Source organism: Nocardioides allogilvus (genome assembly GCF_003047285.1).
GTDB classification, from domain to species: Bacteria; Actinomycetota; Actinomycetes; order Propionibacteriales; family Nocardioidaceae; genus Nocardioides; species Nocardioides allogilvus.
The window spans coordinates 118853-132251 of record NZ_PZYX01000003.1; the positions used below are offsets into that span (position 1 = coordinate 118853).

12 protein-coding genes and 2 tRNA genes are annotated in these 13399 nt (G+C 69.8%); all 14 read right to left on the reverse strand.

From position 1 onward, the window contains the following. Window positions 1–12 precede the first annotated feature (12 nt). The 14 genes from C9J87_RS07020 to dnaN all read right to left on the reverse strand — a co-directional run bounded on the left by C9J87_RS07020 (window position 13) and on the right by dnaN (window position 13281). Window positions 13–870, reverse strand: a complete 858-nt coding sequence (locus C9J87_RS07020; protein WP_010831102.1) for a patatin-like phospholipase family protein — start codon at window positions 868–870, stop codon at window positions 13–15. A gap of 5 nt (window positions 871–875) precedes the next feature. Next, entirely contained in the window at window positions 876–1232 is a 357-nt protein-coding gene (locus C9J87_RS07025) for a DUF3817 domain-containing protein (RefSeq protein ID WP_010831101.1), read from the reverse strand. Further along, entirely contained in the window at window positions 1229–1942 is a 714-nt protein-coding gene (locus tag C9J87_RS07030) for an SURF1 family protein (RefSeq protein WP_010831100.1), read from the reverse strand. Before C9J87_RS07030 ends, C9J87_RS07025 begins: the two co-directional genes overlap by 4 nt. Before the next feature lie 7 nt (window positions 1943–1949). Next, window positions 1950–2984: a hypothetical protein gene (locus tag C9J87_RS07035; RefSeq protein WP_107705092.1), complete on the reverse strand. Its 1035-nt coding sequence runs from the start codon at window positions 2982–2984 to the stop codon at window positions 1950–1952. 287 nt (window positions 2985–3271) lie between these two features. Further along, window positions 3272–3347: transfer RNA gene (locus C9J87_RS07040), tRNA-Ala, on the reverse strand. A gap of 54 nt (window positions 3348–3401) precedes the next feature. Beyond that, window positions 3402–3527: a DLW-39 family protein gene (locus C9J87_RS20190; protein ID WP_232211530.1), complete on the reverse strand. Its 126-nt coding sequence runs from the start codon at window positions 3525–3527 to the stop codon at window positions 3402–3404. A 36-nt stretch (window positions 3528–3563) separates the two neighbouring features. Continuing rightward, window positions 3564–3640, reverse strand: a tRNA-Ile gene (locus C9J87_RS07045). Between the two features lie 80 nt (window positions 3641–3720). Next, the gene (locus tag C9J87_RS07050; protein WP_036491425.1) at window positions 3721–4302 is read right to left on the reverse strand and encodes a DUF3566 domain-containing protein; all 582 of its coding nucleotides are present in this window, start codon (window positions 4300–4302) and stop codon (window positions 3721–3723) included. A 3-nt stretch (window positions 4303–4305) separates the two neighbouring features. Continuing rightward, window positions 4306–7029 carry a DNA gyrase subunit A gene (gene gyrA / locus C9J87_RS07055; protein ID WP_107705093.1) on the reverse strand — a complete coding sequence of 908 codons (2724 nt, stop codon included), beginning with the start codon at window positions 7027–7029 and terminating at the stop codon, window positions 4306–4308. Between the two features lie 56 nt (window positions 7030–7085). Beyond that, entirely contained in the window at window positions 7086–9155 is a 2070-nt protein-coding gene (gyrB, locus tag C9J87_RS07060; RefSeq protein WP_010834596.1) for a DNA topoisomerase (ATP-hydrolyzing) subunit B, read from the reverse strand. 248 nt (window positions 9156–9403) lie between these two features. After that, window positions 9404–9952 (reverse strand): DUF721 domain-containing protein, encoded by a 549-nt coding sequence (locus C9J87_RS07065; protein ID WP_107705094.1) that lies wholly within the window; start codon window positions 9950–9952, stop codon window positions 9404–9406. Next, window positions 9945–11081, reverse strand: a complete 1137-nt coding sequence (recF, locus tag C9J87_RS07070) for a DNA replication/repair protein RecF (protein ID WP_107705095.1) — start codon at window positions 11079–11081, stop codon at window positions 9945–9947. The genes C9J87_RS07065 and recF overlap by 8 nt, the downstream gene beginning before the upstream one ends. A 7-nt stretch (window positions 11082–11088) precedes the next feature. Further along, entirely contained in the window at window positions 11089–12066 is a 978-nt protein-coding gene (gene gnd, locus C9J87_RS07075; RefSeq protein ID WP_107705096.1) for a phosphogluconate dehydrogenase (NAD(+)-dependent, decarboxylating), read from the reverse strand. An 81-nt stretch (window positions 12067–12147) separates the two neighbouring features. After that, on the reverse strand, window positions 12148–13281 hold the full coding sequence (dnaN, locus tag C9J87_RS07080; protein ID WP_010834591.1) for a DNA polymerase III subunit beta: 1134 nt from the start codon (window positions 13279–13281) through the stop codon (window positions 12148–12150). Window positions 13282–13399: the final 118 nt, after the last annotated feature.

The following is a 13399-nucleotide window of genomic DNA, read 5'->3' on the forward strand; positions in this document are numbered from 1 at the left end:
CGTGCGGGCCCGTCATGTCGGCAGGTGCTCGTCGAGATAGGCCAGCGAGGCGTCGTACGTCGAGTCGATGCGCCGTTGCACGGAGTCGAAGTCGCGGAAGGCGAGCATGCTGTCGTCCTTGGGCGACGTGCCGGCGGCCGGCAGCACGTGGGCCTCGACGCCGTCGGGGATCTCGGCCAGCTCGCGCTGGAAGCGGTGGCGGCGTGCCACCTCGAAGCTGACGCGGGCGACCTCCCAGGGCCGCTTCGGCGCCACCAGCGGCCGGTCCATCCGGCCGACCTGCAGCACGAAGATCCGGGTCGCGCCCAGCCCCACCGCCCGCCCCACCGGGATGGAGTTGACGATGCCACCGTCGAGGAAGTGCTCCTCGCCGTACTCCGTCGTCGCCTTCGCGGGCGGCAGCAGGCCAGGGACGGCGGCGCTGGCGACGATGGCGGGCACGAGCGGACCGCTGGTGAACCAGTGCTCGGCAGCGCGCTCGATGCTGGCGGCGCAGACGCCGAAGGTGACCGGGAGGTCCTCGAAGGTGAGGTCGCCGAACTCGTCGACGAGGCGTTCGCGCAGCGGCTTGGCGGAGAAGACGTGGGTGCCGCCGGTGGCCACCACGCGGCGGACGGTCCGCAACGGCCGGTCGCGGAACAGCTCGCTGCCGTCGGTGGTCCGCGACTGCGCGGTCGCGGCCCACAGGTCCGTCAGCCGGTCGATCACGCCGATCGACGGGTCGCGGGCGACCATCGCGCCGTTGAGGGCGCCGACGCTGGTGCCGAGCACGAGGTCGGGGACGATGCCGCGCTCGAAGAGGGCGCGGAGCATACCCACCTCGACGGCGCCGAGCACGCCGCCACCGCCGAGCACGAACGCCGTGGTCACCGGCGTCAGGCCAGCTCGGGGTGCTCGGCTCGCACCCGCTGGGTGGCGCGGTGCTCGGCCCAGAACGACAGGATCGGCACGGTGCCGCACAGCAGGGTGACGACCAGGAACGGCATGTCCCACCCGGCCCGGCGGCCCAGCAGGAAGGCCATGATCAAGAAGATGAGGTAGAGCCAGCCGTGGGCCACGCCGAGGTACTGCGAGATGGCCGCACCGAGCTCGTAGGCGCTCCCGCCCTGCGGCATCGCGTCGGGGAAGAGGAGGTAGCCGTAGTGCAGCGGCAGGCCGATGAGGCACAGCACGATGAGCAGCACACCGACGACGGTGGCCATGACGCGGTAGCGGAGCAGGGCAGCCTTCACGACGGCGAGTCTGTCACGCGCTCGGTGGCCTTCTCGTCGCGGACCCACCGCCACCAGACGAAGGCGGCGAAGGCCCCGAAGACCCACCACTCCAGGGCGTAGAGCAGGTTGCGCAGCGCGGTGAACGTGCCGACCTCGGGCAGCGAGTCGAGGGTCGCGGCCTCCAGCCCGGCAGCGGGTGTGGTGGCGACGACGTAGGCGCTGTAGAGGTCGTTGTCGACGCGCTGGATGGCGTCGGCGGTGCGGAGCTGGGGGACCACGTCGTCGGTGGGGTCGTCGTCGACCGAGAGGTTGCCCTCGGGCGGCTGCAGCCAGCCCGTCACCTCCCCGGTCCCGGTCGGGACGAGCGCGGCGTCCTCGGCCGGCGTCCAGCCCACCACGACGGGTACGGCGGGCTCGGTGGCCGCGCCCACGGCGAGCGGGACGACGAGCCACAGCCCGTCGCGGCCCTCGCTCTCGCGCCCGGAGACGTAGAAGGCGCCCTGCGGCAGCCATTCGCCCGTGATGCTCACGGGACGCCCCAGGTCGGTCCCGGGGAACGGGTCGTCGGGCCCCATCACGTCGGTCAGCGGGACCGGCGCGAGCTGCGTGAGGTCACGCGCCTCGGCGGCCCGTCGCTCCTGCCAGGCCCTCAGCTGCCAGGCCCCCAGCGCGCCGGCGATAGCGACGAGCACGAGGGCGAGCGCGGTCGGCGCGATCAGGCGTCTCACGGGTTCGTCACAGGCCGGTCGGCTCGTCCATCGGCGTGACCTCGTTGCACACCGCGAACGGCAGCAGGTCGGTCAGCGTCGCCGTGGCCGCAGCGACGGGAGCCGCGACGTCGTAGCCGATGCGCCCGGTCGAGGGGTCGACCACGGGCAGGGTGAAGGCGTCCGAGAAGCCGATCGGGCCCACGGTGGGGAAGTCGGCCGCGAGGTCGGAGCGCGCGAACAGGTCGGTGCGGTCGAGGCCCAGCCGTGCGGTGGCCACCCCGTCGGCGAAGCTCACCGCGAACCTCGCGAGCGGGTCCAGCAGGGTCGGGTCGTGCTGGCCCACCACGGCCTCCTGGTCCTCGATGTCGGCGTCCGGGCCGAGCGCGGTGCCCAGCGGCACGCACCCGGCTCGGTAGTACGCCGACTCGGCCGGTGCGTCACTGGTCAGGTCGGCGATGCCCCCGATGGTGCCCCACGTGTCCTCACCGTCCTCCGCGATCCCGACCGAGACGAGGTGTCGCTCGGGGTCGACGACCCCTCCGCCCAGGCCCGCGACCTCGTCGCGCACCGCACGCTGCACGGGCGCGAGGTCGAGGTCGGGCCGGAACGCGAGGATCCAGCCCGGACCCTCCGGCGTCGTGAAGTGGGCCTCCCAGTCGACGTCGTCCTGGGTGAAGCCGTAGTCGAGCATCAGCCGGGAGGTCTCGTCGAGCAGCATGCCCTCGGCCAGCAGCACGCTCTCGCGACGCGCGCGCTCCCAGTAGTCCGAGCGATCACTCATCAGGTCGTCGCTGGTCAGGTCGGGCACGCCCAGGCTCGCCCGCGACTCGTCGAAGTCCGTGACGGTCACGACGCTGGCGTCGGCCGGGACCAGCGTCAGCGCGGTCTGCCCGGCAGGCGCCCTGCCGGCCGTGTCGTACGGCGCGATGGTGGGCGTGGGCTCCACCGGCAGCTCCTGCGCCCGCAGCTCGGGCTCGGAGCAGCCCACGAGGCCGGCGAGCGTCGCCGCGACGACCAGGCAGGCCAGCGGCCCGACCGGGGACGAGGACGGGAATTTCACGCGGCGAGTCTGCCACTCGCCGTACGCACCCCGTCACCCCGCGTACCCTTCGACTCGACCGGATCGTGTCAGGCGATCAGGCTGGAAAGGGCTCACGACTCAACCCGGCGTCGTTGTTCGGGCGCCGCTGAAACCCCCGGGAAGGTTCGATTCCCCCGCATCGGCGGGGGAATGCAACGTTCCGGGGTGTTGCAACGCTCGAGAACCTGACGGACACCCCGAGAAGTCGGGACCGTCCGGCGCGGGCCACCCTGAGCCGGTCGCTGTCGCCGTACGGCGAGAGGAGCTGGTGGAGCCTAGGGGACTCGAACCCCTAACCCCCTCGTTGCAAACGAGGTGCGCTACCAATTGCGCCAAGGCCCCCTAGGTTTCGAGACGGTCGCTGGGCGACCTCCTCAACCACCGAGGTGGTGTGGATCAGGACTTGTGGACGGTGTCCGTCGCCTCGGCCCACAGTGCCTGCTCGGTCTTGCCCTCGTCGATCTTCTTCTTCGCGAAGGCGGCGCCGGCAGCAGCCAGCAGGACGACGATGAGCTTCTTCATGCAGGCACCTTAGAAGACGGGCGGAGATCGAAGTGGTGGTGGGCCTAAGAGGACTTGAACCTCTGACCTCTTCCTTATCAGGGAAGCGCTCTAACCGTCTGAGCTATAGGCCCGGTGTCGCTGGCGCGACGTTGGCCGCCCGAGGGCGACCGAGGGGGAACATTACCCCACCGTCAGGCGGGGCAACAAAACGTCAGCGCTCGTCCTCGGCCAACGTGACCTCGATGCCGCCGAGCAGGGCGGCGGCCATGTTGTAGAGGAACGCGGTGAGGGTGGCGATGGCGGTCAGGAGGATCACGTCGATGATGCTCACCAGCAGCGTGAAGCCCAGGACGCGACCCATGCCGAGGTAGTTGGTGACGTCGAAGTCGGAGCTGTTGGAGTCGCCCTCGACCACGCTGGCCACCGTCGCGTTGATCGATTCCCAGACGCCGGCCGCGCCGAGCACCGACCAGACCATGAAGACCGCGACGAAGGTGACGACACCGAAGGCGACCGAGAGCAGGAACGACGTCTTCATGACGCTCCACGGGTCGATGCGGGTCAGCCGGAGCCGGGCGCGGCGCGGTGCCTTGTTGGCGGCACCGGCCGTACGGCGATCCTGCTTGCTCGTCCCGGCCACGGCGTTCGCACGGTGCTCCGTCGCGGCGCTGGAGAGCGCCGAGAGGATGCGCTCGCTCAGGGGCGCACGCGCGCCGGCGTCAGTCGCGGGGGCCGTGCTCGCACCGGTCGAACTCTTGCTCCCGGCAGCGCGGGGGGCAATTCGCTCAGACATGGATCACTCCTCAGCGTCTTCGTCAGGACTCTCGATTGTTGCACCGTCGGCAACATCCGGCGATTCGACAGTATCGGCCTGCTCGACGACCTCGGTGGTCGCCACGACCGTTTCGGGCGCAGTCTCGGCGGCGGACTCCTCCGCCTCCTCCTCGTCGCGGGCCTCGACCGAACGGGCCACCACGGCCACGGCGTCGCCGGACTTGGGGCTGACGAACTTCACGCCCTGGGTCGATCGACCGGTCGCGCGGAAGTGCTCGTTGATCGGGCTGCGCACGACCTGGCCGGCCTGGGTGATGGAGAGGATCTCGTCGCCCTCCTCCACGATGAACGCGCCGACGAGGCCGCCGCGGTCCTCGTTGGTCAGGGTCATCGCCTTGATCCCGAGGCCACCGCGACCGGTGGTGCGATATTCGGTGATCCGCGAGCGCTTGGCGAAGCCGCCGTCGGTCATGGTGAAGACGTACTGCTCCTTCACCTCGTCGCTCGAGACGGCGTCGCCGTCGGGAGCGTCCTCAGCCGCTTCCTCGGCCGCGACCTGGGCGGCGCGGATGACCGACATCGACAGCACGGAGTCGCCGTCACGGAACTTCATGCCCGTCACGCCGGAGGTCGCGCGACCCATCGGGCGGAGCTGGCCGTCATCGGCCTTGAAGCGGATCGCCTGGCCGCGACGCGAGACGAGCAGGATGTCGTCGTCGCTGTTGACCAGCTCGGCGCCGATCAGCGCGTCGTCGTCCTCACGGAAGTTGATCGCGATGACGCCGGCCTGGCGCGGGCTGTTGTAGTCGCCGAGGCGCGTCTTCTTGACCAGGCCGTTGCGGGTGGCGAGGACGAGGTAGGGCGCCTGCTCGTAGTCGCGGATCGCGAGCACCTGGGCGATGTCCTCGTCGGGCTGGAACGACAGCAGGCCGGCGACGTGACCACCCTTGGCGTCGCGGGCGGCCTCAGGCAGGTTGTAGGCCTTGGTGCGGTAGACCCGGCCGGCCGTGGTGAAGAACAACAGCCAGTGGTGGTTGGTGGTGGAGATGAAGTGCTCGACCACGTCGTCGCCGCGCAGGGTCGCGCCACGCACGCCCTTGCCGCCGCGCTTCTGGGTGCGGTACTGGCTGGCGAGGGTGCGCTTGGCGTAGCCACCGCGCGTGATGGAGACGACGAGCTCCTCGTCGGGGATCAGGTCCTCCATCGACAGGTCGCCATCGGCCGCGATGATCTGCGAGCGGCGGTCGCTGCCGTACTTCGCGACGATCTCGGACAGCTCGTCGATCACGATCTGACGCTGGCGCGGCTCGTTGGCGAGGATGTCCTCGAGGTCGGCGATCTCGAGCTCGATCTTGGCGAGCTCGTCCATGATCTTCTGGCGCTCGAGGGCGGCCAGGCGGCGCAGCTGCATCTCGAGGATGGCGTTGGCCTGGATCTCGTCGATGTCCAGCAGGCCGATCAGCCCGGTGCGGGCCTCGTCGACGTCGGGGGAGCGGCGGATCAGGGCAATGACCTCGTCGAGCGCGTCGAGCGCCTTGGCGAGACCGCGGTAGATGTGGGCGCGCTTCTCGGCCTCGGCGAGGCGGTAGCGCGTCCGGCGCTGGATGACCTCGATCTGGTGGGCGACCCAGTTGCTGATGAACTGGTCGATCGTCAGCGTGCGCGGGACGTAGTCGACCAGCGCGAGCATGTTGGCCGAGAAGTTGGTCTGCAGCTCGGTGTGCTTGAAGAGGTTGTTGAGTACGACGCGGGCGACCGCGTCACGCTTGAGCACGACCACGAGGCGCTGGCCGGTGCGCGAGCTGGTGTCGTCGCGGACGTCGGCGATGCCCTGGATCCGGCCGGAGTCGGCGAGCTCGGCGATCTTCAGCGCGAGGTTGTCCGGGTTGACCATGTAGGGCAGCTCGGAGATGACCAGGCAGGTGCGGCCCTTGGAGTCCTCGTCGATCTCGACGACGGCGCGCTGCGTGATCGAACCGCGTCCGGTGCGGTAGGCCTGCTCGATGCCCTGGCGTCCGACGATGAGCGAGCCCATCGGGAAATCGGGGCCCTTGATCCGCTCGATCAGGGCGTCCTGGAGCTCCTCACGGCTGGCGTCGGGGTGCTCGAGCGCCCAGATCGCGCCCTCGGAGACCTCGCGCAGGTTGTGCGGCGGGATGTTCGTCGCCATACCGACCGCGATGCCGGCGGAGCCGTTGACCAGCAGGTTGGGGAACCGGGCGGGCAGGATGGTCGGCTCCTGCGAGCGACCGTCGTAATTGGGCTGGAAGTTGACGGTGTCTTCGTCGATCTCGCGGACCATGTCCATCGCCAGCGGCGCCATGCGGCACTCGGTGTAACGCATGGCGGCAGCGGAGTCGTTGCCCGGCGAGCCGAAGTTGCCCTGGCCGTTGATCAGCGGAGCGCGCATCACCCACGGCTGCGCGAGGCGGACCATGGTGTCGTAGATCGCGGTGTCGCCGTGGGGGTGGTACTGACCCATGACGTCACCGACGACGCGAGAGCACTTGGAGAAGCCGCGGTCGGGGCGGTAGCCGCCGTCGTACATGGCGTAGAGGATCCGGCGGTGCACGGGCTTGAGCCCGTCGCGCACGTCGGGGAGTGCGCGCCCGACGATGACCGCCATGGCGTAGTCGATGTAGCTGCGCTGCATCGAGACCTGCAGGTCGATGGGCTCGATCCGGCCACCGGGGCCGTGGTCGATGCCGTCCCCGCCGCCGAGGAGGTTGCCGGTGCTCTCAGTCATGTGTCTGTGTGTCTCTCTGGTCGAATCTAGGAGAATCTAGGACTGGTGTTAGAGACCTAGATATCGAGGAATCGAACGTCCTTGGCGTTGCGCTGGATGAAGGAGCGGCGCTGCTCGACGTCCTCGCCCATCAGGATCGAGAAGATCTCGTCGGCCTGGGCAGCGTCCTCGAGGGTCACCTGGAGCAGGATCCGGTGGGCCGGGTCCATCGTGGTCTCCCACAGCTCGTCGGCGTTCATCTCACCGAGACCCTTGTAGCGCTGGACCGGGTTCTCCTTCGGCAGCTTCTTGCCCTGCTCGAGGCCGTCGCGCATCAGCGCGTCGCGCTCGGCGTCGGAGTAGACGAACTCGTGCTCGGCCGGCTTGTTCCAGCGCAGGCGGTAGAGCGGCGGCTGCGCCATGTAGACGTAGCCGTGCTCGATGAGCGGCTTCATGAAGCGGAACAGCAGCGTGAGCAGCAGCGTGTTGATGTGGTGGCCGTCGACGTCGGCGTCGGCCATCAGCACGATCTTGTGGTAGCGCAGCTTGTCGGAGTTGAACTCCTCGTGGATGCCGGTGCCGAGCGCGGAGATGATCGACTGCACCTCGGTGTTGGCCAGCACCTTGTCGATGCGGGCCTTCTCGACGTTGAGGATCTTGCCGCGGATCGGGAGGATCGCCTGGACGCGCGGATCGCGGCCCTGGCGCGCGGAGCCGCCGGCCGAGTCACCCTCGACGATGAAGACCTCGCACTCGACGGGGTTGGTCGACTGGCAGTCGCTGAGCTTGCCGGGCAGGCCGCCGCCACCGAGCAGGCCCTTGCGGCCACGGGCCAGGTCGCGGGCCTTGCGGGCGGCGATGCGCGCCGAGGCGGCCGCCTGCGACTTGCGGACGATGTCCTTGCCCTCGGCGGGGTTCTCCTCGAACCAGGCACCGAGCTGGTCGTTGACGATGCGCTGGGTGAAGCCCTTGGCCTCGGTGTTGCCGAGCTTGGTCTTGGTCTGGCCCTCGAACTGCGGTTCCTCGAGCTTGATCGAGATGATCGCGGTCAGGCCCTCGCGGATGTCGTCACCCGAGACGCGGTCTTCCTTCTTCTTGACCAGTCCCCACTCCTCGCCCCAGTGGTTGACGAGGGTGGTGAGGGCCGAGCGGAAGCCCTCCTCGTGGGTGCCGCCCTCGTGGGTGTTGATCGCGTTGGCGAAGGTGTGGACCGACTCGGTGTAGGAGGTGTTCCACTGCATCGCGACCTCGAGGCTCATGTGGGCCCCGGTCGTCTCGGGGCTCTCCGCCTCGAACGAGATGACGGTCGGGTTGGCCTTGTCCTTGCGGCGGTTGAGGTGCTCGACGTAGTCGACCAGGCCGCGGTCGTACTTGAAGACGCGCTCCAGGCCGGTCGTCGTCTTCTTGATCGCGTCGGGGGAGGCCTGGTCGATCGCGGCGTCGACCGTGCCGTCCTCGACCGCATCGGCGATCTCGTCGGCGTGCTCGCGCTCGTCGCGGATGACGATCTCGAGGCCCTTGTTGAGGAAGGCCATCTCGCGGAAGCGGTTGGTGATCGTCTCGAGGTTGTAGGTCGTGGACTCGAAGATGTCCTCGGAGGCCCACCACGTCACGGTGGTGCCGGTGCGTTCACCGGGCTCCATCGGGCGGATCTGCTCGAGGTCGGCGTCGGGCACACCGAGGGAGAACGTCTGGCGCCACAGGTGGCCACGGTTGCGTACGTCGACGACCAGCGTGGTCGACAGCGCGTTGACCACCGACACACCCACGCCGTGGAGGCCACCGGACACCTTGTAGCCGCCGCCACCGAACTTGCCACCGGCGTGCAGCATCGTCAGCGCCATCGTCACGGCCGGCATGTCGGCGCCGGGCGCGGTGTCGGTCGGGATGCCTCGGCCGTTGTCCTCGACCCGGACGCTGCCGTCGTCCTGCAACGTGACGACGATCCGGTCGCAGTAGCCGGCCATCGCCTCGTCGACCGCGTTGTCCACGATCTCCCAGATCAGGTGGTGCAGGCCGCGCTCACCGGTCGAGCCGATGTACATGCCCGGCCGCTTGCGCACGGCCTCGAGACCCTCGAGGACCTGGATCGCGGAGGCGTCGTACTCGACTCCATTGGGCTGCTCGGGGACCTGGGCGTCGCTCACGCAAACCTCTTCTGCTTCTCACCCCTGAAGGGGTGGGGTGACAAGGGCGAAGGTCGTGACTGATCCAGTCAACGACCTTTCGCTCAGTCTAGCCCTCAGAGGCCCAGAATCCACGCATGACCCCCGGGAACCGGGGGATCTGTGGATGAAACGGGCCTCTGCGGACACCAGAGAGGCCGAACGGAGGGCCGAACAGGGGGGCGGTGGAGTCCCCATACGCCCCGGGCCCCGCAGATCGGCAGAACGGGTCAGCCGTAGGTGTCTCGGGGACCGCGCCCGTCGCGGGTGGTGAAGCGGCCCTTCTTCCAGTTCGGCAGGTGCGGTCCCTGGATGTCGATCACGGTCACGATGCCGTCGCCGAGCTCGACGTTGAGGCGCTTGACGATGGTCGGCGCGAGGAGCTTGAGCTGGGTCGCCCAGGCCGTCGAGTCGGTGCGCACGACGAGGCGCGTCTCGGCCAGCGTCTCGGGCGTGCAGTGGGAGGCGACCTCGTCGCCGACGAGCTCGGCCCACCGGCCGAAGACCGCCTGCACGCGCAGGTCGAGCTCCCAGCCGTGCTGGCTGATCATCCGCGACATGGCGGAGTCGATCAGCTGCGGATCCCGGTCGTCGGGGTGGGCGCCCGACGACTTCGGCACCACCCGGCGCCGGAAGGCGTCGCCGCTGGTCTTGCGTCGGGGTGCCTTGCCCGGGCCGGACCCGGCGGCCTTGCGCGCCGAGCGGGCGTAGTCGAGCCCGTCGTCGCGGTGTCCCTCGGTCGGTCCCTCGGTGGCTTCCTCCGGGGTCTCGTCAGGCATCGCGGCGTACCTCGCCGTCGGCGACGATGAACCGGATGCCCTGCAGCGACTCGGGCACGTCGGCCGCGACGGCGGCCGTGACCAGCACCTGCTCGGCGCCGGCGACGAGCTCGGCGAGCTGGGCGCGGCGCTCGGTGTCGAGCTCGGCGAACACGTCGTCGAGCACGAGGATCGGGTCGTCGCCGTCGGCGCGGAGGAGGTCGTACGACGCCAGCCGCATCGCCAACGCGAAGGACCACGACTCCCCGTGCGAGGCATAGCCCTTGACCGGCAGCCGGAGCTCGCCGTTGCCCAGGCTCAGCGCCAGCTCGTCGCGGTGCGGCCCGACCAGGGAGATGCCGCGGTCGAGCTCGTCCTTGCGACGGCGCTCGAGCTCGGCGAGCAGTGCACCCTCCAGGTCGTGGACGTCGGCAGGCAGCTCGAAGGAAGGCTTGTAGTCGATCTCGGCGTCGTCGCGGCTGGCCCCGCGGGCGACGGCTTGGTAGGCCTTGCCGAGGTAGGGCCGCAGGTCGTCGACCAGCCGCAGCCGGGCCGCGAGCAGCTCGCTGCCGATGCTGGCCAGCTGCAGGTCCCAGACGGCCAGCGTGGACAGCGCTGTTTCACGTGAATCACCGCGAGCCAGGCCGGCCGTCTTCAGCAGGCTGTTGCGCTGCTTGAGGATGCGGTCGTAGTCGGAGCGGACGCCGGCCAGCCGCGGCGCGCGCAGGATCAGCAGGTCGTCGAGGAACTTGCGCCGGTCCGACGGATCGCCCTTGACCAGGGTCAGGTCGTCGGGCGCGAACACGACGGTGCGCACGACCCCGATCAGCTCGCGCGGTCGCGGCAGCGGGGACTTGTTGATCCTGGCCCGGTTGGCCCGGCCCGGGTTGAGCTCGACCTCGAGGATCGCGGTGCGCCCGCTGCGCACGACCGCCGCCCGGATCAGCGCCTGGTCGGTGCCGGCCTTGACCAACGGGGCATCCGAGGAGACGCGGTGCGAGGACAGGCGGGAGAGGTAGTCGATCGCCTCGACGAGGTTGGTCTTGCCCTGGCCGTTGCGGCCGATGAAGGCCGTCGCCCCCGGCTCCAGCTCGACGTCCAGGTCGGCATACGAGCGGAAGTTGTGCAGGGTCAGGTGCGCGACGTGCACGTGCCTCTTAGCTCTCCCCGGCTTCGGTGCCGCTGCCGGCGCCGGCCTGCTCGGCCGCCTTCGACTGGTCGGGCGCACCCTGGTCCGGTGCTGCGTCGCCGCCACGGGGGGCGGCGGTCTTCACGGCGTGCCCGCCGAACTGGTTGCGCATCGCGGCGATCGCCTTCATCGTCGGCGAGTCGTCCTGGCGGGAGACGAACCGCGCGTAGAGCGCAGCGGTGATCGCGGGGGTCGCCACCGCGTTCTCGATGCCGGCCTCGACGGTCCAGCGACCCTCGCCCGAGTCCTCGGCGTAGCCGGCGATCTGCGACAGGCCCGGGTCCTCGTCGAGCGCCGCGACCATCAGGTCCAGCAGCCACGAGCGGATGACGGTGCCCTCGCGCCAGGAGCGGAAGACCTCGGTGACGTTGTCGGTGAGCTCGGCCTTCTCGAGCAGCTCCCAGCCCTCGGCATAGGCCTGCATGATGGCGTACTCGATGCCGTTGTGGACCATCTTGGAGAAGTGCCCGGCGCCGACCTTGCCGGCGTGCACGGCGCCGAAGTCGCCCTCCGGCTTGAGGGTGTCGAAGGCAGGCTGCACCTTCTCGATGTCGGCCGCGTCGCCGCCGTACATCAAGGCGTAGCCGTTCTCCAGGCCCCACACGCCGCCGGAGACACCGCAGTCGACGTAGCCGATGCCCTTGTCCTCGAGGGATGCGGCGTTGGCCAGGTCGTCGGTCCAGCGCGAGTTGCCGCCGTCGACGATCACGTCGCCCTCGGCGAGCAGGCCACCGAGCTCGGCCACCGTCTGCCGGGTCGGGTCGCCCGCGGGCACCATCGCCCAGACGACCTTCGGCGAGGGGAGCTGCTCGACCATCTCGGCGAGGGAGGCGACGTCGCTGACGTCGGGGTTGCGGTCGTAGCCGACCACCGTGTGGCCGCCACGGCGCAACCGCTCGCGCATGTTGCCGCCCATCTTGCCGAGCCCGACGAGTCCGATGTGCATCCGAGTGCCTCCCGTTGTGTGGTCCGGCCCCAACTCAACCACCCCGTCGCGGGTGACGACAGGGCTGGGTGACGACTGCCGTCAGGAGAGCAGGCGGCGCGGCATCAGCAGGTAGCGGAACGACTCCTTGTCGCCGCCGTCGGTGCTGGAGATGACGACCGGCTTGCTGGCCTGGGTGAAGGCGAGGTCGATGAACTCACCGTCGAGCGCGGTCAGCCCGTCGAGCAGGAACTGCGGGTTGAAGCCCGTCGTCAGGTCGTCGCCGGTGATCTCTGCCTCGATGACCTCGGTCGCCTGCGCCTCGTCGCCGGTGCCGGCGTCCAGCACGAGCTGGTTGTCGCCGAACTTCAGCTGCACCGCCGTGTTGCGCTCGGCCACCAGCGCGACGCGCTTGACCGTCTCGATCAGCTCGTCCTTGCGGACCTTCGCGATCGTGAGGTGCTCGCTCGGGAAGAGCGAGCGGACCTTGGGGAACTCACCGTCGAGCAGTCGCGTGGTCGTACGGCGAACGCCACCGACCGCACTTCCCTCGAAGCCGATCAGGCCCTCGCCACCGTCGCCGGCGCTCAGCGCGATCGTGACCTCGGCGCCGGAGGTCAGCGACTTGGCGGTGTCACCGAGCACCTTCGCCGGGACGAGCGCGGCGACCGACGCGTCGGGGGTCTGGGGGTTCCAGGTGAGCTCACGGTGCGAGAGCCGGAAGCGGTCGGTCGCGAGCAGCGACATCGTCGAGCCGTCGATCTCGATCCGCACGCCGGTCAGGACCGGGAGCATGTCGTCGCGACCGGCCGCGGTGACGGCCTGGGCGACCGCGTGCGCGAAGTCGTTGCTGGAGACGGTGCCGGTCGCGGCCGGCATCTGCGGCAGCTTGGGGTAGTCCTCGACGGGCATGGTCTGCAGGCTGAAGCGCGCGGACCCGCAGGTCAGCGAGACCCGGGGACCGTCGAGCTGCATCTCGATCGGCTTCGCCGGCAGGCTGCGACAGATGTCGGCGAGCAGCCGGCCGCTGACCAGGGCACTGCCCTCGTCGCTCACCTCGGCGTGGAGGTCGGCGCGGGCCGAGGTCTCGTAGTCGAAGGTGGACAGCACCAGGCCGGCGTCGCTGGCCTCGATGAGCAGGCCGGCGAGCACTGGAGAGCTCGGGCGGACCGGGAGGCTGCGGGCCGCCCAGGCAACGGCATCGGCGAAGACGTCGCGTTCGACGCGGAACTTCACTGCGGGCTCCTCATGTGCAAAGTTTTTCGGCGGGTCAGCAGGTGCCGCGAACGACACGATCCAGCGCACAGGTGCGCGCGGATTGTGAATCCTGCCATGGAGGAGAGGCGCGACGGGA